Origin of the sequence: Deinococcus sp. YIM 134068 (assembly GCF_036543075.1) — a bacterium.
GTDB classification, from domain to species: domain Bacteria; phylum Deinococcota; class Deinococci; order Deinococcales; family Deinococcaceae; genus Deinococcus; species Deinococcus lichenicola.
The window spans coordinates 96,912-116,181 of the sequence record NZ_JAZHPF010000004.1 but is presented as its reverse complement, the minus strand read 5'-3'; the positions used below and the strand labels follow the sequence as shown (position 1 = coordinate 116,181).

General features: G+C 69.4%; 16 protein-coding genes. 10 read left to right on the top strand and 6 right to left on the bottom strand.

Going from position 1 to position 19,270, the window contains the following annotated elements; translation table 11 throughout:
• Position 1: 1 nt before the first annotated feature.
• Positions 2-217, top strand: a complete 216-nt coding sequence (locus V3W47_RS06190) for a hypothetical protein (RefSeq protein ID WP_331824316.1) — start codon at positions 2-4, stop codon at positions 215-217.
• Here the strand turns inward: V3W47_RS06190 and V3W47_RS06185 are convergent.
• Positions 175-420, bottom strand: a complete 246-nt coding sequence (locus V3W47_RS06185) for a hypothetical protein (protein WP_331824315.1) — start codon at positions 418-420, stop codon at positions 175-177. The two genes, V3W47_RS06190 and V3W47_RS06185, sit on opposite strands and share 43 nt — an antisense overlap.
• A gap of 51 nt (positions 421-471) precedes the next feature.
• Between V3W47_RS06185 and V3W47_RS06180 the strand changes: the two genes are divergently transcribed.
• A complete protein-coding gene (locus V3W47_RS06180) occupies positions 472-1,305 on the top strand; it encodes a PIG-L deacetylase family protein (RefSeq protein WP_331824314.1) in 834 nt (277 codons plus the stop codon).
• A gap of 267 nt (positions 1,306-1,572) precedes the next feature.
• Here the strand turns inward: V3W47_RS06180 and V3W47_RS06175 are convergent, their stop codons facing one another.
• The 3 genes from V3W47_RS06175 to V3W47_RS06165 form a co-directional block, all read right to left on the bottom strand.
• Positions 1,573-1,878, bottom strand: coding sequence for a roadblock/LC7 domain-containing protein (locus tag V3W47_RS06175; protein ID WP_331824313.1), 306 nt, complete (start codon positions 1,876-1,878; stop codon positions 1,573-1,575).
• Positions 1,875-2,222, bottom strand: coding sequence for a roadblock/LC7 domain-containing protein (locus V3W47_RS06170; protein ID WP_331824312.1), 348 nt, complete (start codon positions 2,220-2,222; stop codon positions 1,875-1,877). Before V3W47_RS06170 ends, V3W47_RS06175 begins: the two co-directional genes overlap by 4 nt.
• A gap of 64 nt (positions 2,223-2,286) precedes the next feature.
• A complete protein-coding gene (locus V3W47_RS06165; protein ID WP_331824311.1) occupies positions 2,287-2,637 on the bottom strand; it encodes a roadblock/LC7 domain-containing protein in 351 nt (116 codons plus the stop codon).
• A gap of 370 nt (positions 2,638-3,007) precedes the next feature.
• Between V3W47_RS06165 and gyrA the strand changes: the two genes are divergently transcribed.
• From gyrA to V3W47_RS06135, 6 genes are all read left to right on the top strand, one after another.
• Positions 3,008-5,437 carry a DNA gyrase subunit A gene (gene gyrA, locus V3W47_RS06160; RefSeq protein WP_331824310.1) on the top strand — a complete coding sequence of 810 codons (2,430 nt, stop codon included), beginning with the start codon at positions 3,008-3,010 and terminating at the stop codon, positions 5,435-5,437.
• Positions 5,438-5,823: 386 nt separating this feature from the next.
• Positions 5,824-6,438 carry a helix-turn-helix domain-containing protein gene (locus tag V3W47_RS06155; RefSeq protein ID WP_331824451.1) on the top strand — a complete coding sequence of 205 codons (615 nt, stop codon included), beginning with the start codon at positions 5,824-5,826 and terminating at the stop codon, positions 6,436-6,438.
• Between the two features lie 176 nt (positions 6,439-6,614).
• Positions 6,615-7,994 (top strand): FAD-dependent oxidoreductase, encoded by a 1,380-nt coding sequence (locus tag V3W47_RS06150; protein ID WP_331824309.1) that lies wholly within the window; start codon positions 6,615-6,617, stop codon positions 7,992-7,994.
• Positions 7,995-8,180: 186 nt separating this feature from the next.
• Complete coding sequence (locus V3W47_RS06145; protein WP_331824308.1) at positions 8,181-9,197, top strand: NAD(P)/FAD-dependent oxidoreductase; 1,017 nt, start codon at positions 8,181-8,183, stop codon at positions 9,195-9,197.
• A gap of 71 nt (positions 9,198-9,268) precedes the next feature.
• Positions 9,269-9,619: a DUF705 domain-containing protein gene (locus tag V3W47_RS06140; RefSeq protein WP_331824307.1), complete on the top strand. Its 351-nt coding sequence runs from the start codon at positions 9,269-9,271 to the stop codon at positions 9,617-9,619.
• A gap of 42 nt (positions 9,620-9,661) precedes the next feature.
• On the top strand, positions 9,662-11,335 hold the full coding sequence (locus V3W47_RS06135) for a glycerol-3-phosphate acyltransferase (RefSeq protein ID WP_331824306.1): 1,674 nt from the start codon (positions 9,662-9,664) through the stop codon (positions 11,333-11,335).
• A 260-nt stretch (positions 11,336-11,595) separates the two neighbouring features.
• Here the strand turns inward: V3W47_RS06135 and V3W47_RS06130 are convergent, their stop codons facing one another.
• Entirely contained in the window at positions 11,596-12,711 is a 1,116-nt protein-coding gene (locus tag V3W47_RS06130; RefSeq protein ID WP_331824305.1) for a vWA domain-containing protein, read from the bottom strand.
• A 94-nt stretch (positions 12,712-12,805) separates the two neighbouring features.
• Positions 12,806-13,828: an ATP-binding protein gene (locus V3W47_RS06125; RefSeq protein ID WP_331824304.1), complete on the bottom strand. Its 1,023-nt coding sequence runs from the start codon at positions 13,826-13,828 to the stop codon at positions 12,806-12,808.
• A 777-nt stretch (positions 13,829-14,605) separates the two neighbouring features.
• On the opposite strand from V3W47_RS06125, the gene V3W47_RS06120 reads away from it, so the two are divergent.
• Both V3W47_RS06120 and V3W47_RS06115 read left to right on the top strand, forming a co-directional pair.
• Complete coding sequence (locus V3W47_RS06120) at positions 14,606-15,796, top strand: hypothetical protein (protein ID WP_331824303.1); 1,191 nt, start codon at positions 14,606-14,608, stop codon at positions 15,794-15,796.
• A gap of 230 nt (positions 15,797-16,026) precedes the next feature.
• The gene (locus tag V3W47_RS06115) at positions 16,027-19,209 is read left to right on the top strand and encodes a (Fe-S)-binding protein (RefSeq protein WP_331824302.1); all 3,183 of its coding nucleotides are present in this window, start codon (positions 16,027-16,029) and stop codon (positions 19,207-19,209) included.
• Positions 19,210-19,270 lie beyond the last annotated feature (61 nt).

Sequence of the window (19,270 nt, the reverse complement as noted above, 5' to 3'; positions counted from 1 at the left end):
CGTGAGCGACGACCGATTGCAAGTCCTCCTGAACTCAGAACCCTACTGGACCGCGCGGGCCATGCGCGAGCAGGGCAGCCGCTTTTTCCGCGCGCTCGGCGAGGCGCTGGACGCCGCCGACCCCGGCAACCGCCGCCGCATCTACGCGACGTGGACCGACGAGGTGTGGGACTTCTACGGGCGCGGCTTGCGCCTGGCGCGGGAGGAGGAGGGCTGACCGACGAGCGCGCGGAAGGCTTCACGGGCCACCGTTCGCAGCGTCCCCGATGGACTCGCCGGAGGCTCCGCCGTCCTCAATCGCCGCCGCTTCCGCACCTGTTGCTCCCGTTCCACCCGCGACGAACCGGGCACGGGCTGGCCGAGCAGCGCGAGGAAGAACTGCGTGAGCAGAGTTCGGAGGGCGTCGGGCGTGGCTTTCACGCTGGCATTACGTAAGTCGGGCCGAATCCGTTCCAGGCGTACACTGCGCCGATGAGCTTCCCCGAACAGCCCACCCTCCTCGCCGTCTTCGCCCACCCCGACGACGAGGCGTTCGGCGTCGGCGGCACCCTTACCCACTATGCGCGGCGGGGCGGGCGCGTGGTCCTCGCCTGCGCCACACGCGGCGAGGCCGGGAAGATCACCGTGCCGGGCATGACCGTGGACGACCTCGGCCACCAGCGGGAGGGGGAGTTACGCGAGGCGTGCCGGGCGCTGGAGATTCCCGACCCCGTGTTCCTCGACTACCACGACTCCGGGCGCTACGAGCGGACCCGGCATAACGACCCCCTCGCCCTCATGAACGTCTCCCCCCTCGATGTGGAGGTCAAGCTCCGCGCGCTCATCGAGGAGGTCAGGCCGCAGGTCATCGTGACCTTCGACCCGCACGGGGCCTACGGGCACATCGACCACCTCCAGATGCACCGGGCGACGACGGCGGCCTTTTTCAGCACCGGGCACCTGCCGGGGGGCGGCCCACAGCGGCTCTACTACACGGCGCTGACGCACGAGGCCGCCGAGGGCATCTCGCGGATGGGCGAGAACCTCGACCCCCTCGTCTACGGCGTCAGCGAGGGCACCGTCGCCGTGCGGATGGACGTGAGGGCCTACGCCGCCAACAAGAAGGCCGCCCTCGCCGCCCACGGCACCCAGACGGGCGAGACGAGCGTGCTGGGCCGCATGTCCCCCGAGGAACGCCAGATGATGGAAACCCGCCTCCTCGGCGTTGAGAACTTCTCCATCGGCGGCACGCGCACGGCCCTTCCCACCTTTCCCCTGCGCGGGCTGTTCGACGGGCTGGAAGGATTCGAGACGCTGGACGGGTGAAGTAGGGTGGAATGAAGAGCGCAGGCAAAGCCCTTCGCGCCATTCCACGATGTGAGAGCAAGGTGCCCAATTTCATCGGGCCAGGAAAATGTCGTCTCTGACCTGGCCTTGTGTTCCCTCCCTCCTTGCGGGAGAGGGCTGGGGAGAGGGATCACGAGCACCGCTCGTCCTGGAATCCACTGAGAATACCTCCGGCCCTCCATGCGGCACTCACAGTGAGCGTCGTGGAGGGGGAGGCAACAGAACAACCTCCCCTCGGCCCACCTCCTACGCCTGCCCCAGCAGCCTCCGCACCGCGAAGCGCACGCGGCCCAGGCTTCCCACATCGTCGAAGGCGGTAAGGAGAATCTGGTCGCCGTGCAGCGTGAGGAGGAGCGGACCGCCCGCCACGTCGAGCAGGAGGTCCTGCCACCCGGCCTGACCGAGTGCGCCCTGAAGGCTGCCGATCACGGCGCGGCCCGCGCCCACGACGCCCGCGTCCACGCCCTCGCCCACGGCGGTGACGATCACTCCCCGCGCGTCCACGAGGGCGGCGTGGCGCACGCCCCGGACCTCCAGCAGCGGCGCGATCACGCGGGTTCCAGGTGGGGCTGCGGCAGGTCGCTCAGCTCCAGGGCGAGGCGGGCGAGGGTCTGCTGGGCGGCGCGGGTATCCAGGCCCCGGTGCAGGGCGGCGGCGAGCAGGAAGGCGTCCCCGCCCACGACGACGACCTCGATGCGCTCGGTGGTAAAGGCGAGGCGCGTCAGCGGCCCCGCGCCGAGGCGGCGGCCCACCCGCTCCAGGCCCACGCGGAGGGCGGCGAGTTCGGCGCACAGGGCGTCCCCACCCTCCCCGATGGTCTCGGCGGGCAGGCCGTCGGGCAGGACGAGGGCACCCGCCACCAGACCGGGCACGGCGTGCAGGGGGTCAAGCTTCATAGGGCCTCCGGCAGGGGCAGGGGTGGGTTCAGGGGCAAGGTCAGGGGAGTGGGGGTCGGGCGGCTCACAGGTCGGCCTCCAGCAGGCGGGCGGCGGCGCGACCGTACAGCCGGGCCTGGCCGAGGTTGCTGCGGCCATCGAGGGCGAGCATCAGGAAGAACTGGGGTGTGATGGGGTGCAGGTACACGCTCAGGCGCTCGCCGCGCAGGTACAGCTCACGCGGGGAGCCGTCCCCCAGCGTGTCGCCGTAGGCGGCGTTCGCCGCGCGCATCAGCCCGGCGTGTTCGGCCACGAGCAGGCCCAGGTCGGCGTCGGCGGAGGCGTGTCCCTCGACGAGCAGGCCGTCGAGTCCGCCGATGGCGGCGGCCCACGCGCCGTCCACGTCCGTCACGAGTTGGGTGAGGTGAGGGAGCATCGAGGGGCAGCATAGGCGGGGCACTCACGCAAGAATCTGACAGAGGGGAAGCCGTGAGCTTTCAGCCGTCAGCCGTCAGCTCTCAGCCTCTGGGATGGGGGCCTTGAGCTAGAAGTCGTGGGGGCGGGCGTAGGGCCAACGGGGAAAACAACCGACCTCCCGGCGTCCTGACGGTCAGTCCGCGCCCCCGCCAACTTCCCCTTTTCCCCGTCCCCATGCGCTAGAATGCCCGGTGGAGAAGGAGGGCGGACTGTTACGCTCTCAACAGAATGTGGTATCTTAATTCCACCACTCGGCCCTCTGCCGGGTCTCTCCCCGCCCCCGCCGACCAGGCCCCCTTTGCCCGGCGGCGCGCACAGACTGGAGCCATATGACCGGAATTCAACCTGTGGACATCACCTCGGAAGTCAAGACGAACTTCATCAACTACGCGATGAACGTCATTGTGGACCGCGCGCTGCCCGACGTGCGCGACGGCCTGAAGCCCGTGCAGCGGCGGATCATGTACGCGATGCTTCAGGAAGGCCTGACGCCCGGCCAGAAGCACGCCAAGTCGGCGGCGGTGGTCGGCGAGGTCATGAAGAAGTACCACCCGCACGGCGACGCACCCGTGTACGACGCGATGGTGCGGCTGGGGCAGTGGTGGAACCTGCGCTATACGATGGTGGACCCGCAGGGCAACTTCGGCTCCATCGACGGCGACCCGCCCGCCGCCATGCGCTACACCGAGTCGCGGATGACGAAACTCGCCGAGGAGGTGCTGGCCGACCTCGAAAAGGAGACGGTCGACCTCAAGCCGAACTACGACGAGACGACCGTGGAGCCGACGGTGCTGCCCTCCGCCGTGCCCAACCTGCTCGTGAACGGGGCGACGGGCATCGCGGTGGGCATGGCGACGAACATCCCGCCGCACAACCTGACCGAAATCAGCAACGGGCTGCTGGCTCTGATCGACAACCCCAACATCACCCTCGACGAGATGATGACGCACGTGCAGGGGCCGGACTTCCCCACGGGCGGGCGCATCTCGAAGCAGGGCATCCGTGAGGCCTACGCGACCGGGCACGCGGGCCTGAAGGTGCGCGGCAAGGCCCGCATCGACGAGAAGAACGGGCGCTCGCAGATCATCATCTCCGAGATTCCGTATCAGGTGAACAAGACCAACCTGATCCAGACGATCTCGGCGATGTACAAGGCGGGCAAGATTCCCGACATCTCGGCCCTGCGCGACGAGTCCGACCGCAAGGAACCCGTCCGCATCGTGGTGGAACTCAAGCGCGGCGCTCTCCCGACGCTCGTGCTCAACCAGCTCTACAAGTACACCCAACTGCAATCGACCTTCACGGTGATCAACCTCAGCATCGTGGGGGGCGAGCCGCGCGTGCTGCCCCTCATCGACACGATGCGGCACTTCCTGAACCACCGCCGCGACGTGGTGACGCGCCGGACCGCCTACGACCTGAAGAAGGCCGAGGAGCGGGCGCACGTGCTGGAGGGGCTGATCAAGGCCCTGGACGAGATCGACGAGGTGATCGAACGCATCCGGGCGGCGAACACGGCGGCAGAGGCGCGCGACGCCCTGATGCAACGCTTCGTCCTCACCGAGGTGCAGGCGCAGGCCATTCTCGACATGCGGCTGCAACGCCTCGTCGGGCTGGAGCGCGAGCGCCTGATGGCCGAGTACGACGAGCTGCGAAAGACCATCGAGCGCCTGCGCTCCATCCTCGGCGACGAGCGGCTGCTGTGGCGCGAGATCAAAAAGGAACTGCGCGACGTGCGCGACCGCTACGGCGACTCCCGCCGCTCGGTCATCACCCAGCTCGAGGACGACATCTCGAAGGAGGACCTCATCGCCGTCGAGGACATGGTGATCACCATGACGCGGGCGGGCTACCTCAAGCGCACGAACCTCGGCGCGTACCGGGCGCAGGGCCGGGGCGGGCGCGGCGCGAGCGGCGGCAAGCTACGTGACGAGGACATCAACACGAGCGTCTTCGTCGGTTCCACCCACGACTACCTGCTGTTCTTCACCGACGCGGGCCGCGTCTTCCACGAGAAGATTTACGATCTGCCGGAAGCCGGGCGTGACGCGAAGGGCACGCACATCCGCAACCTGCTGCCCTCCTTGCGTGAGGACGAGAACATCGCCTCGGTGCTGAGCGTGGGGGGCTTCGAGGAGCCGGGCAGCTTCGTCTTCGCCACCCGCAAGGGCGTGGTGAAAAAGACCCTGATCACCGACTACGGCAACATCACCTCGGCGGGGCTGATCGCCATTAACCTCCAGCCGGGCGACGAGCTGATCGGCGTGGACATCCAGCGCGACGGGGACGACGTGGTGCTCGCCACCCGCGAGGGGCAGGCGATGCGCTTCGCGGCGAGCGAGGTCCGCGACACGGGCCGCGCCACCCAGGGCGTGATCGGCATCCGGCTGCGCGAGGACGACGCCGTGGTGAGCATGGCGCTCGTGCCCGGCGGCGACGAGGGCAGCGAACTCCTCGCGGTGAGCGAGTACGGCCTGGGCAAGCGCACCCCCGTCGGCGACTACCCCAGCAAGGGGCGCGGCGGCCTCGGCGTCATCACCCTCGACCTGACCGACAAGACCGGCAAGCTCGTCACCCTCACCCACGTCGCGGGCAACGAGGAGCTGATGGTCCTCACCGAGAAGGGCACCGTCATCCGCACCCGCGTGGAGGAGGTCCGTGTCACGGGCCGCAACGCGCAGGGCGTGAAGGTCATCAATATCGGCGACAAGGACCGCGTGATCAGCGCCTTCCCCATCCGCCGCGAGGACGAGCTGTAGGCCCGAGCGGAGGCTCGCGAGCGCCCGGCCCGTTGGTGGTCGGGCGTTTAATGTTGGGCAGCCGCCAGCAACCGGCAGCCAGCGGAGCGAGGCTTCGGGCGGTGAGTTGGCTAGGGAACGAACCGCCCTGAACACAGGCCGTCGAGGAAGACCGCGACCCGAGCATCAATGAAGCCGGAGTGAGAGGGGAGTACAGACGACAGGCGGCTTTTTATGCGTTTCAGACGATGAAAATGCGCGCACCTCCTGAGCCGGACAGCGTGACCTAAATCCTGATTAAACAAACAAAACTGTTTACAAAAACGTGACTTTAGGTTACACTGTGACACATGCGGGGATACATCCGGTCCCCCCTCCCCGATCTCAACGCCCAGGAGGCGACGCACATGACGCAGACCCACTCCTCCCTGACCAAGACCTTCGTGGACACCGTGACCTACCGCCCCGGCGCGGTGATTCTGTACCCCGGCAAGAGCGACATGCTCTACCGCGTGGCGAGCGGGTTGGTGCGCGTTCACACGATGGACGACGACGGCAACGGCCTGACCCTGCGCTACGTCAAGCCCGGCGAGTACTTCGGCGAGGAGGCCCTCGCGGGCGTCAACCGCGCCTACTTTGCGGAGGCCGTCACCGACTCCAGCGTGGACGTGATCAACCCCGCGCTGATGACCGCCGAGGACAACCTCGTCGTGACGACGCACCTCGTCAAGACGCTGGAGCGCGCCTACGAGAGCATCTACCGCCTCGTCGGCAAGCGCCTGCGCGCCCGGATCGCGGGTGAGCTGCTGGAGCTGAAGGACACGGCCCTTGCCACCCAGCTCGACTCCGGCGAGACGATGATCTACGCGACCCACGACGAGCTGGCCGCCGCCGTCGGCTCCGTGCGCGAGACCGTCACGAAGGTCGTCGGCGAACTCAGCCGCGAGGGCGTCATCAGCGCCGGGTACGGCAAGATCACTCTCAAGGACGAGCGCGCGCTGGGCACCATCGCCGCCGCGTAAGCCAGACCCATCACACAGACCGCTCGGTTCACGCCGGGCGGTTTTCGCTTTGTATGGAGATGGGTCGCCAGTCGCCAGCTTCCAGTCGCCAGAGGGTCAGCCTGTGACCCCTGGTGTAACAGGATTCGTCCAGTTCATCCCGCGCCCGGCACGAACGCCCGCTCTACACTCCCCCCATGACGACCTTCTCTCCCGAACGGCCCCTGCGCGTGGCGGTGATCGGCAGCGGTCCCAGCGGCGTGTACGCGGCGGAAGCCCTGACGAAACAGACCGACGTGCCCGTGGGGGTGGACGTGTTCGACCGCCTGCCGACGCCCTACGGCCTCGTGAGATACGGGGTCGCGCCCGATCACCTCACGATCAAGAGCGTGACGAAGGGCTTCGAGAAGACGCTCGCGGACCCGCGCGTGCGCTTCCTCGGCAACGTGGAGTTCGGCACCGACCTGACGCACGAGGAGGCGCGGGAGCATTACGACGCCGTCGTCTACACGGTCGGAGCCAGCAGCGACCGCCGCCTGGGGATTCCCGGTGAGGACCTGAAGGGGTCCATGAGCGCCACCGAGTTCGTCGCGTGGTACAACGGCCACCCCGACGCGGCGGCGCGTGAGCTGGTGCTGCACGCGACGGGCGTGGCGGTGGTCGGCGTGGGGAACGTGGCGCTGGACGTGAGCCGTATCCTCGTGAAGACGACCGCCGAGCTGCACGAGAGCGACATCGCCGAACACGCGCTGAACGCGCTGGAGCGCAGCCACGTGCGGGACGTGTGGGTTCTCGGGCGGCGGGGCGCGGCGCAGGCCAAGTTCACGACGAAGGAACTGCGCGAGTTCGGCGAGTTGCACGGGGCCGACCCCATCGTGAAGCCGGAGGAGGTGCGGCCCGACGAGGCCGCCGAGGCGGGGATCACCGACAACATCGTCAAGAAGAACCTGGAGGTCCTGCGCGACTTCGCCGCCCGCACGCCGGAGGGCAAGGAGCGCCGGGTCCACCTGCGCTTCCTCGTCTCGCCCGTGGAGATTCTGGACGACGGTGCGGGGAACGTCGGCGGCCTGAAGATCGAGCGCAACACGCTGGACGAGAACGGGAACGCGGTGGGCACGGGCGAGTACGAGACGCTGCCCGTGCAGATGGTGCTGCGTTCGGTGGGCTACAAGGGCATGGCGCTGCCCGGCGTGCCCTTCGACGAGCGCCGGGGCGTCATCCCCAACGCGGAGGGCCGGGTGGAGGGCCGCCCCGGCGAGTACACCGCCGGGTGGATCAAGCGCGGGCCGAGCGGCGTGGTCGGCACCAACCGCAAGGACGCGGTGGACACCGTGGCGCACCTGCTGAGCGACGCGAAGGCGGGCGCACTCCCCGAGGCCACCCAGCCGACCCGCGAGGCGGTGGACGCGCTGCTCTCCCGCAAGGGCGTGGACGTGTACACCTTCCACGACTGGCAGGTGCTGGACGCGCACGAGGTCTCACGGGGCAAGGATTTGGGCCGCCCACGCGCGAAGGTGGTCCACAAGCACGAGATGTTGACGCATCGCCGCAAGGCCTTGCAGGAGGCGGAGGGCTGAAGGCGAGAGGCCGAGGCTGAGGGTACAGGGGCCGGGGTTACTCCCGGTCCTTGCCTTTTTGCCGGTGGAAAGAGGGCGAGCGGTCAGAGTTTGCTGGCGGCTGGAAGCTGGGTGCTGGCCGCCCTCCTCACCCGAATGTCGCCTCCCGTCAAATTTCCCCCGCCGCCCCTCTGCGATACTCGCGGCATGGTTGCCGAGTCCACGCCGCCGTCTTCCCTGCCCCGCACCGACGTTCTGGTGATCGGGGGTGGACCGGCGGGACTGCACGCGGCGTTCTACGCGGGCTGGCGCGGGCTGAGCGTGAGGTTGCTGGAGGCGCGCACCGAATTGGGCGGGCAACTGATGGCCCTCTACCCGGACAAGACCGTGTACGACGCACCCGGCCTGCCGCAGACGCGGGCGGCGGACCTCGTGCGGGCGCTGGAGGTGCAGCTTGCCCCCCTCGGCGTGGACGTGCGGACGGGCACGGTGGCGCGCACGTTGGAGCCGGACGGGGCGGGCGGCTGGGTGGTCGGCACGGAGGGGGGAAGACGGTTCGCGGCGGGGGCCGTCATCCTCGCGGCGGGGCTGGGGGCGCTGCTGCCGCGTGAGGCACGTGGGGAGGGCGTGGAGAGTCACCCGGATGTGAGAACCGAGCTTCCCGACGCCGCCGAGTTCACTGGACGGCGCGTCCTCGTTGTTGGGGGAGTCCCGCAGGCGACGCGGGCGGCACTGGAACTCACGGACTCGGGGGCTGAGGTCACGCTCACCCACCGCCGGGCGGGCTTTCGGGGGGAGCCGGGGGAACTGGAGCGGCTGGAGCGCCTGCGCGTGGAGGGCCGCCTCCGGGTCCTCTCACCCGCCGTCCTGCAACGCCTCACGCCGGAGGGGGCCGAGCTGACGGTGAACGGCGAGGGTGTCCCCGTGGAGGCCGATACCGTGTTCATCTTGGGCGGCTACCTGCCCGACCTCTCCCCCGTTCAGGGCTGGCCGCTGGGGTGGGAGGGTGGGTACGTGCCCGACGGGCCGGGCGGCGAGACGGCGTTGCCGGGCGTGTACGTGGTCGGGGACCTCGCGCGCTCGGGCAAGGACTTCAAGCTGCTCTCGCTCGCCTTCGCGCAGGCGGCCATCGCCGCGAACCACGCCGTTCACCACGTCCGACCCGAACTCAAGGTCAGGCCGGGCCACAGCAGCGAGCGGGGGGGGTATCCGGTGCGGGGGTAAGCAGGAGTCTTCCCACTCTCCTCCTCTCCGCCATGTCCCAGCCGCGTGGAGGTCGCCTCTACAGTAGGTCCATGACGGCAGCCTCCAGTCCTCTCGTTATCTACGTCGATGTCGACGAGACGCTCGTTCGCAACTACGGCAAGACCCGGATTCCTATTCCGGCGGTCATCAAGCACGTCCGCTCGCTCTTCGAGCAGGGTGCGGAGCTGTACTGCTGGAGTTCTGGCGGGGCGCAGTACGCACGGCAAAGTGCAGCCAAGTGCGGGTTGGAAGACTGCTTTACCGCCTTCCTGCCCAAACCCCAGGTTCTCCTCGACGATCAACATGTCTCGACCTGGCGGCGACTTGTGCAGGTTCATCCCAGTAACTGCGATACCCAGTCAGTTCAGGACTATAGGGCGGCCCTTCTGGGTTCCCGGTAGCGCTCAGGCGGTCGCCCACCTCCCCCCGCTAGAATGCCGCTTATGGCGTTTTTGTCGGTCCTGCTCCTCGCGCTGGCCTTCTTGGTGGGGAGCCTGCCGCTGGGGCACTGGCTCCTCTCTCGGCTGGGGGCCGACCCGCGCCTGAACAACGCCTACAACCTCGGCGTGGAGAACGTGCTGCGCCGGGTCGGGCCGGGACCGGCGGCGGCGAGCGCGGGGCTGGACTTCGGCAAGGGCTTTCTCGCCGTGCTGATGGCCTCGGCTCTCGGGTCGGCGGAGGTGTCCGTCCTGGCCGCGCTCGCCGCGTACCTGGGGCACCTCAACCCGCCGCGCGCCCTGTACGGCGGGACGCCCCCACGCGGGCGGGGCAACCTCGTGCTGCTGGGGGTGCTGGCCGGGCTGGCGGTGGCAGGAGGGGTGGGTTTCTGGGTCGCCGTGCTGCCCGTGGTCGTGTATGCGGCGGCGGTGGGGTACTGGGGCTACGTCAGCGGCGCGACGGTCCTCGGGCTGCTCGTCTTCGCGCTCCTCGTGGCAGTCTCACCGCTGGGGATTCCCGCCAAGCTGGGGGCGCTCGCGCTCCTCGTCGCGGCGACGTGGCGCTTCAAGGAGAACCTGGGCCGCATCCTCGACGGCACCGAGCCGCGCGTGGGCGAGGCGGTGCCGATGGCGGGCAAGCGGGCCGATCAGGTCGTGGCCGCCTTCATGATTCACCCGATGACGCTGGAGAACTTCTGGTCGGCGCGGCGCTTCGCATGGCTGAAGCCGCTGGTGGAGCGCGGCGTCGTCAGCGAGGCGAGCGTCCGGCAGATGGCGGCGAACCTGCGGCCCATGAAGGTCGGGGAGTTGCACGGCATCAAGACGGCGGGGGGCAAGGAGATTCGCTGCTACCTCCTGAGCAGCCCGCTGCTGCCCGACGTGTTCACCTCGGACCCGGACCTCGCCACCCGCCGCGCCATCGAGGGGGCACGGCTCGCCCGCGAACTCGGGGCGGAGGTCTTCGGGCTGGGCGCGTTCTGGTCGGTGGTGGGGAACAAGGGGCTGGACGTGCAGGCCGCCGTCCCCGAGATCACGATCACGAACGGCGGCGCGTACACCAGCGGCACGATCAAGGCGGCGATTCCCGGCATCCTGCGCCACTTCGCGCAGACGGGGCGGGACCTGAAGGAAGCCACGGCAGGAATTGTCGGCGCGAACGGGGTCGTCGCCTTCGGCATCGCGCGGACCATCGCCCCGCAGGTCGGCAAGGTCATCATGATCGGGCGGGACATGGAGCGGCTGGAGCGGAGTGCGGCCACCCTGCGCCGCGCCACGCGGGACACCGAGATCGTCACGACGACGAGCTACGACACCCTGCGCGAGGCCGACCTGATCTTCTCCGCGACCTCGGACCCCCGCCCGGTGATCTTCCCGCAGCATGTCAAGCCCGGCGCGTGGATTTTCGACGAGGGCCGCCCCGCCGACGTGGACGAGAGCGTGTTGGACGTGCCCAGTGTGCGCGTGATCCCAGGCGGTGTGGTGCGCCCGCCCGGCGGCATGACGAGCAACATCGACCTCCAGTTTGGAGAGGGGGCCGTGCCCGCCTGCCTCGCGGAGACCCTGATCATCGCCGCGACGGGCGAGCACCAGCGCAAGAGCCTCGGCCCGCAGACGCTGACGGAGAACATCAACTTCTTCGTGGAGCAGGCGGAGCGGCTGGGATTTACGGTGGTGGACTGAGGATGAGTCAGTGGAGGTAATTACCGCCTCATCTGCAAGCAGGTCGCCAGGTCCCCTCGCCCCGCGTTGTGCGAGCTGAGCCAGGCCAGCGCACCCCAACGTACTTGCGTGGTTTCCCTCGCCATTCTTTGTCCAAGTGGAGCGGGTGAACGGCCAGGAGCGGGACGGGGCATGGAGCGACTCGGGGCCGTTCTCCATATGGCGTCGGTTCGGAGAACGGCTCTCAATGGGTGGTCATCGTGAGCCAGTTGTCCTCGCGCTCACTCCCCCAGCCGCAGCACGTCCCCGAAGGGAAAGCCCTCGTCCTCCAGCCCGCCGGGCGGCACCACCCAGAGGGTCGGCATCTTCGGGGCCTGTTCGGGAAAGTCGCCATAGCCGTCGGTGAGGTAGATCAGCACGTCCGGCTCGTGCGTCTCACTCAGCCCGAAGATGGGCCGGAAGTCGGTCCCGCCGCCCCCCTGCGGAGGGGGCACCGCGTCGCCGGGGCGCAGTTCGTACGGACCATACGCCTCCGTGTCCGCGTAGTAGAGGGTGGCCCTGACGTGCGGGTACGCCCCCAACACGCCCTGCACCTCGGCCACCAGCGCCCGCACCGCCTCGTCGTCCACGCTGCCTGACGTGTCCACGGCGATCAGCGCGGTCAGCGACTCGTCGTCCAGCGCCTCCAGATACAATCCGCGCCCGACGAAGCGGCGGTCGAAGCCCCCGAAGTCCACGGGCGTGCGGGCGAGGAAGCGCCAGAGCTGCGCCCGCCAGTCCAGCCGGGCCGGGGCGAGCCGGGCAAGTTCACGGTGCGCGCCCAGGGGGTCGTCGCCCTTTCCCCCCGTCATCGCGTCCACGCTGCGGGCCTGTGCGAGCGCCTGCTGCCACTGCCGCGCCGCCGAGGTGCCCGGCCTGGTCTTCCCCTCCCTGGGCGGCGCGTCAGACGGGGGGCCGTCGAGCAGGTCGTCCGACTCCTCCTCGCCCTCCTCCGGTTCCTGCCCCTCCAGCGCGGTGTAGACCTCCTCCACGCTCAGGCGCTCCAGATGTTCGTCGCGCGTGGCCTGGGGCGGCACGGGCAGCCCGGCGGCGGCGACCATCCCGTTCACGATGGTGTCGGCGGCCCGGTTCCAGCGTTTCTTCTCTCGCGGCCCGCGCCGCGCCACGTGCGAGAGCGCCGCGTGGAGAACCTCGTGGAGGAGCAGCCCGTCCAGCACATCGGGCGGCAGGCTCGCGGCCACCTCCGGGTTCACGTACACCCGCTCGCCGTCCGTGCCCGCCGCCGCGACCTCCCGCGAGGCCACGAACTCCGCGTGCAGCAGCAGCGTGGCGAAAAAGGCGGACTTGCCGCGCAGGCGCAGGCGGGAGCCGGAGATGAGGTGGGGGAGGTCGGTCATCGCGCCCTCGGCGCGGGCGTGTGGCCTGTGGCTTGTGGCTTGTGGAACAAGAGGGGGCCTCCTCTACAAGCCACGGGCCACGAGCGACAAGCCTTCATCCCTCCGCCAGCGCCAGCGTCCCCTGCACCAGCCCCGCCAGCCGCTCGTCGCGCCCCAGGAGGCCCGCCAGCTCTCCGAGTTGCCCGATGGCCTGGAACTTGCTGACCAGTGTGGCGACGTACAGTTGCAGCCACTCCGGCCCGGCGCTCTCCGAGAGCCATAAGAAGGCGTGGTACGCCTCGTCCGCGTCCCCCGCACGGGCGGCGAGGCCCACGACGGCAGCGTAGCGCACGCTGGGTTCGTCGGGCAGCCTCAGCCCCGACCCCTGCCCGCGCAGCACGAGGCCGAGGTCGGGCAGTCCCTCGTACAGGCGGACGAAGGCGGCGAACTCGGCCCCGGCGGCCTCCCCCACGGCGGGGGCCACGTCCAGCCGGGCGCGGTGAAGCTGCGAGGCCATCTCCCACGCGCGCGGGCTGGGCCAAGCGGGCTGCGAGGGGTCCAGACGGTGCAGCAGCTCGGGCCGGAAGGTCAGGAAGGCGACGACGTGCTCGTGCAGGCCCCGCCCCAGTGCATACGCCCGCCACGAGTCGAAGTCGGGCCGGACGGTGAGGTGCAGAAATCTGTTGGCGAGGGGCGCGGGCATATCGAAGACCGAGGCGCGGTCCTCCTTGCGGTTGCCCGCCGCCCACACGAACCAGCCGTCGGGGAGTTCGTAGCTGCCCACCTTGCGGTCGAGGATGAGCTGCTGCGCCATCCCCTGCATGGTGGGCGGGGCCATGTTCACCTCGTCGAGAAAGAGGATGCCCCGTCCGGAGCGCGGCAGGAACTCGGGCGGATACCACCGGCTCACGCCTCCGCCCTGTCCGTCCGCCTCGGGCACGGGCAGGCCGCGCAGGTCGGTGGGCGCGAGTTGCGAGAGCCGCACGTCCACGAAGTCCAGCCCGTGCCGCCCCGCCACCTGCGCGACCACGCTGCTCTTGCCCACGCCCGGCGGCCCCCAGATCATCGTGGAGAGCTTGAGGTCCCCCGTGGCGAGGGCCGACAGGTAGGCTTGCAGTTCGGTCGGGGTGAGGCTCACAGGGAGTAGGGTAGCGCGTGAAGACGAGCTGGCGGGCCGTCGGGTAGGGTTCGCCTGTGGGGTACTACATCTCAGCGACTCAACCGCACGAACCAATCCCCGCGCCCCCGCTGGAAGCCTCGGAGGCCGAGTGGGACAGGTGGATCGAGGAGGAAGCGGAGTTCTCGGCCTAGAGCGAGAGGTTAGGCACGATCACTTTCATCGCCACGTGGATGATCGAGATGGCCGCGCAACTGGGGCTGCCCCTTCTCTCGTCCCTAGAGTCCGGCTGGTGCCTGGAGACGCCGCCCGAACTGGATGCGCTGGAGCGCGAGCTTGACGCACTTGAGCAAGAGTGGCAGCGGCGGGGACTTGATCAAACCGGAGCAGACGTGGGCTGGGGCCGCTCCTACGAGGACCTCCTTTTTCCACTGAGCTGCTTCCGTGAAGCGTTGGCGGCAGCGAGACTCACGGGTTTCCTCTCTGTGCCGGATAGGCAACTCCGGTAAGGGCCAGGCTGCTTTCCGGGATGTGCGGCGCAAGCTTTGGGCCATCGCGGAACCACGTTGGGGACGCCTGGAACTCCTCCGCGAACGGGTGGCGGCTCTCGCGCTGAATGTGATTTTTGCTTCTTTCCTGGGGAGATGGTGAGGGCGAGGCCAAGAAAGGCAGAGAGAACGGGGGGACGGCTCACACGCGCGGTTCTTAGGCTGACCTTCGGCAGACGTACGGTGTAGCGTTTCACAAATGCAGCGCCACCGGAGAAGAGACCTGCGCTGCTGACCAGGAGGCCCCACCATGTCCACTCTCCCCCGACGCACCCTGCTCACCGCCGCCCTGCTCCTGAGCCTCAGCCCGGCGCTGGCCCAGACCAGCACGACCCCGGCAACCGCCGCCCCGGCGTCTACGACCCAGACGACGACCGAGGCCCTGCCCACGCAGACCACACTCACGCTGCCCTCGGGCGACCTGACCCTGCCGTACCTGACGGGTGCCACGCCCCTGCGGAGCGTCAGGACGGTCACGGGAGTTGGCATCGTCTACAGCGGCGCTCTTCCCAACGCGCTGGAGCAGTACGGTCAGGCGCTCGTGGCCGCCGGATTCACCGCCATCGCGGCTCCCACGCCCGGCGAGACGGCGAGCACGGGCACGGCCACCACGGGGACGACGGATACCGCGACCACCACGGACACCAACACCACGGGCACCACCGGGACCACCGACTCCACGGGCACCACCGGGACCACCGACTCCACGGCGACCACGGGAACGGCGACCGGGACCACGGATGCGGCGGCCACGAGCACGACGGGGACCACCGGCACCACTGACGCGACAAGTACGACGGGTACCACTGGGACGACCACGACCGGAACGACCGATACCACCAGCACCACGGGCACCACCGGGACCACGACGACGGGCACGACCGACCCGGCGGCCAGCACGACCACAGGCACGACGGGCACCACGGGCACTACCAGCACCACGGGGTCCACGACGACCGGGGCGACGGGCACCACGGACGCCACCAGCACCACGGCAACGGGCACGACCACCGACGCCACGAGCACGACGGGCACCGCTGGCACGACCGGAACGACGGGCACCACGGATACCACCAGCACCACGGGGGCCGCCGGTTCCACGACGACCGGAACGACCGACACGGCGACGACCACCACGGACACCGCCAGCACGACGGGCACCACCGGGACGACCGACACGGCGGCCAGCACGACCACCACCGACGCCGCCAGTACGACGGCGACCGGAACGACGGACACCTCCACGACCGGGACGGCCACCGACACGGCGAGCACGGCCAGCACGACGGACACCGCGACCGCCGCAACCACGACGGCCACCACGACCGACGTGACGACCGCCGGCGCGCAAACCCTGTTCTTCGAGCGGAACGGCCAGCGCATCCGGGTCGAGGTGCGGCAGGTCCTCGGCTACACGACGGTCCTGATCACCCCCTCCTGAACCTCGGCCACACGGGGGACCAACTGCTTTCCGGCGGTTGGTCCTTTTCCTTTGTGCCCTCGGGCGGCCTCACGGCCAGGGAAAGGGAGGCGACGTGGCGGATGCAGCCCTCCACCCCCGCGTATGCTGAGCTACTCCCCACTCCGCCGACGCCCGGCGTCCCGCTATACTTGAACTGAGTTCAAAGTTTCGGGTCCCGCGCCCGCCCCCATCCGCCCGAGGAGAACGACTTGCTGCCGCTCGAACACAAAATCCTGTTCTTCGTCTTTGCCCTGATCGCCGGAAGCTTTGGCGCGTGGGGCTTCTACCGCCTGTTCCTCCGCATCCGTCGCGGCCAGGCCGCCACTGAGGCCCGCTGGAACAACCCCGTGGAGCGCGTGATGTACGCCCTCCGCACCACGCTGACGCAGGAGCGCACCTTTCGCCGACGCACATGGGTGAGCGTGCTGCACTCGTTCATCTTCTACGGCTTCGTGTACTACCTGCTCGTCAACATCGTGGACGGGCTGGAGGGGTTCATTCCCTTCCACATCTACAGCGACAATCCCCTCGGCGCGACGTACAACCTCCTCGCCGACGTGCTGAGCTTCCTCGTCCTCGTGGGCGTGGTGAGCCTCTTGATCCGCCGCCTGTTCCTGCCCAGCCGCCGCGACTTCCGGTTCACCGAGAAGACGCTGCTCCATCCTCTGTTGAAACAGGGCTACATCCTGCGCGACTCGCTCATCGTCTCGGGCTTCATCTTCTTCCACGTAGGCAGCCGAATCCTCGGCAACGCCGCGAAGATGGTGGAGGAGGCGCGCGACCTCGGGCGCTACGACGCCTTCCAGCCCCTCTCGTCGGCGCTGGGGGCGGCGCTGTTCGGCGGGCTGAGCGAGGGGGCCGTTCACGGCTGGCGCGTCGCCGGGTACTGGGGTGCCCTCGGCTCCATCCTCGCCTTCCTCGCGTACTTCCCCTTCTCCAAGCACATCCACATCTTCGCCGCGCCGCTGAAGTACGCCGTGCGGCGGCCCGTGCCCACCGGCGTCATCCCACCCATGAAGGGGTTGGAGGAGGCGATGGAGGCCGAGGAACCCAAACTCGGCGTGCAGAAGCTCGAAGACCTGGAGTGGCCCCGCCTGCTGGACGCCTACGCCTGTATCCAGTGCAACCGCTGCCAGGACGTGTGCCCGGCGAACGCCACGGGTAAGGCGCTCAGCCCCGCCGCGTTGGAGATCAACAAGCGCATGGAGCTGAACGTTATCGCGGCGCACCCCAGCCCCTTCACGCTCAAGCCCGCCGCCTTCGAATCGGGTGCCTCCACCGCCCACCCCCTCCTCGAATTCGCCATTAACGAGGAGTCGGTGTGGGCCTGCACGACCTGCGGCGCGTGTATGCAGGTCTGCCCCGTGCAGGACGAGCAGATGCTCGACATCATCGACATCCGCCGGCATCAGGTCATGGTCGCGGGCGAGTTCCCGCCGCAGCTTCAGACGGCCTTTCGCGGCATGGAGCGCGCGAGCAACCCCTGGGGCATCGCCCGCGACAAGCGGATGGAGTGGGCCGAGGGGTTGCGGGTGCCGACCATCGACGAGAACCCCGAACCCGATGTCATCTACTGGGTCGGCTGCGCGGCGAGCTACGACCCCGGCGCGCAGAAGGTGGCCCGCTCCTTCGTGCAACTCCTCGACAGGGCGGGCGTGAACTACGCCGTCCTCGGCAAGAAGGAGGCCTGCACGGGCGACTCGGCCCGGCGCTCGGGCAACGAGTTCCTGTTCCAGAGCCTCGCGCAGGAGAACGTGGAGACGTTGAACAGCGTGCGGCCCAGGCTCATCGTCGCCACCTGCCCCCACTGCATGAACGCCATCGGGAACGAGTACAGGCAGCTCGGGGGCGACTACGAGGTGATGCACCACACGCAGTACCTCGAAAACCTCGTCACGGCGGGCAGGTTGCCTCTCGCGCAACTCGAACAGTCCGTCACCTACCACGACCCCTGCTACCTGGGCCGTCACAACGGCGTGTACGACGCGCCGCGCACCCTGATCACGCGGATGGCGGGCGAGGTGCTGGAGCTGGAGCGTGCCCGCGACAACTCGTTTTGCTGCGGGGCGGGCGGCGCTCAGTTCTGGAAGGAGGAGGAGGAGGGCCGCGAGCGCGTGTCCGACAACCGCTTCCGCGAGATTCAGGCCCGGTTGGACGGGGCGACGCAGGCGGTGGCCGAGTACGAGCAGACGGGCAAGGTCGTGGCGGTGGGCTGTCCCTTCTGCAAGTCCATGATGAACTCCACGCCCGAGAAGGCGAAGCGCGACGACATCGTGGTGAAGGACGTGGCCGAGCTGATGCTGGAGAGCGTGCGGCGCGCGACGGGTGAACCCGTGGCCCCCGCCGCCGCGCCGGAGAGCACGTTGGAGGACTCGCCCGTGCCCACCGTGCCGATCACCGCGCAGCCCGTGGCCCGCAGCGGCGAGGCCCCCGCGCAGGGTGGCCCCGGTGCCGAGGTGGGCGAGACGGGCGCGGACGTGCTCAACGCCCAGCCCGGCAGCCCGGTCGGGAACGCGGACACCCAACCGGAGCCTCAGGCCGCCGCGCCCAGCCCGGTCACGTCCAGCCGGGAGGACTCCTCGCCGCGCAGGGCGTGGAAGCCGAAGGGGGGCGGGGACGATGTGGGGGCGACCAGCGGCCAGCCCCCAGCGGCCAGCGAGACGCCCGGCGGTCCGGCTCCGACTCGGAAGGCGTGGAAGCCGAGAGGCGGTGGCGACGACGTAAGCGCCGCGCCCGTGCCGCAGACGCCGAGCGAAGGGCCGTCCGTTCTCAGCGAGACGCCTGCCGCCGCTGCGCCCGCCCGCAAGGCCTGGAAGCCGAAGGCGAGCACAGACGACGTGAACCCCGTCCCCGTCACTCCCGAACCGCAGGCCGAAGCATCCAGCGCAGGAGAGGCGGCTCCTGCTCCGGCCCGCAAGGCGTGGAAGCCGAAAGAGGCAGCTCAGCCGAAAGCGCGGGCGAGCGAGGCCCCGTCCACGCCCGAACCCGCCGTCGCGTCTCCCACTCCCGATGCGCCCACCGAGCGCAAGATGTGGAGTCCGAAGGCTGCCACGACGCCCGTCCCGGAGGCGACCGCGCAACCCCAGCCCGAGACTCCCGCTCCCGTCATCGAAGCCGCACCCGCCACTCCACAACCCGGCGAGCGCAGGAAATGGGCGCAGAAAGCCGCCGCGAGTGCCGCGCCCGCCGAGCCTCCCGCCGCTCCGGTGGAGGTCGCACCTCCCACTCAAGCCTCTCCCGCATCCTCCGAGCGCCCCAAGTGGCAGCCGAAGGCGAAAGCGGGAGCGACTCCCCCAGTCGAAGCGGCTCCAACCCCTCAAGCCGAACCCGTGGAGGCCGAGGACTCCGGCACGGGCGGGCGCAAGAAGTGGGTGCCGAAGAAGAAGGACTGAGCCGGAGATTCCAGAACTGCGCCGTTCCTGCGGGGGCGGCGTGTTCTCCTGGTCCTCACCC

What these genes read in the sequence shown, in the direction of transcription:
- V3W47_RS06120 (WP_331824303.1), top strand. Translation starts at nt 14,606, where the DNA reads ATGTCCACTCTCCCCCGACGCACCCTGCTCACCGCCGCCCTGCTCCTG.
- V3W47_RS06180 (WP_331824314.1), top strand. Translation starts at nt 472, where the DNA reads ATGAGCTTCCCCGAACAGCCCACCCTCCTCGCCGTCTTCGCCCACCCC.
- V3W47_RS06155 (WP_331824451.1), top strand. Translation starts at nt 5,824, where the DNA reads ATGACGCAGACCCACTCCTCCCTGACCAAGACCTTCGTGGACACCGTG.
- V3W47_RS06145 (WP_331824308.1), top strand. Translation starts at nt 8,181, where the DNA reads ATGGTTGCCGAGTCCACGCCGCCGTCTTCCCTGCCCCGCACCGACGTT.
- gyrA (WP_331824310.1), top strand. Translation starts at nt 3,008, where the DNA reads ATGACCGGAATTCAACCTGTGGACATCACCTCGGAAGTCAAGACGAAC.
- V3W47_RS06130 (WP_331824305.1), bottom strand. Translation starts at nt 12,711, where the DNA reads ATGACCGACCTCCCCCACCTCATCTCCGGCTCCCGCCTGCGCCTGCGC.
- V3W47_RS06150 (WP_331824309.1), top strand. Translation starts at nt 6,615, where the DNA reads ATGACGACCTTCTCTCCCGAACGGCCCCTGCGCGTGGCGGTGATCGGC.
- V3W47_RS06165 (WP_331824311.1), bottom strand. Translation starts at nt 2,637, where the DNA reads ATGCTCCCTCACCTCACCCAACTCGTGACGGACGTGGACGGCGCGTGG.
- V3W47_RS06135 (WP_331824306.1), top strand. Translation starts at nt 9,662, where the DNA reads ATGGCGTTTTTGTCGGTCCTGCTCCTCGCGCTGGCCTTCTTGGTGGGG.
- V3W47_RS06170 (WP_331824312.1), bottom strand. Translation starts at nt 2,222, where the DNA reads ATGAAGCTTGACCCCCTGCACGCCGTGCCCGGTCTGGTGGCGGGTGCC.
- V3W47_RS06140 (WP_331824307.1), top strand. Translation starts at nt 9,269, where the DNA reads ATGACGGCAGCCTCCAGTCCTCTCGTTATCTACGTCGATGTCGACGAG.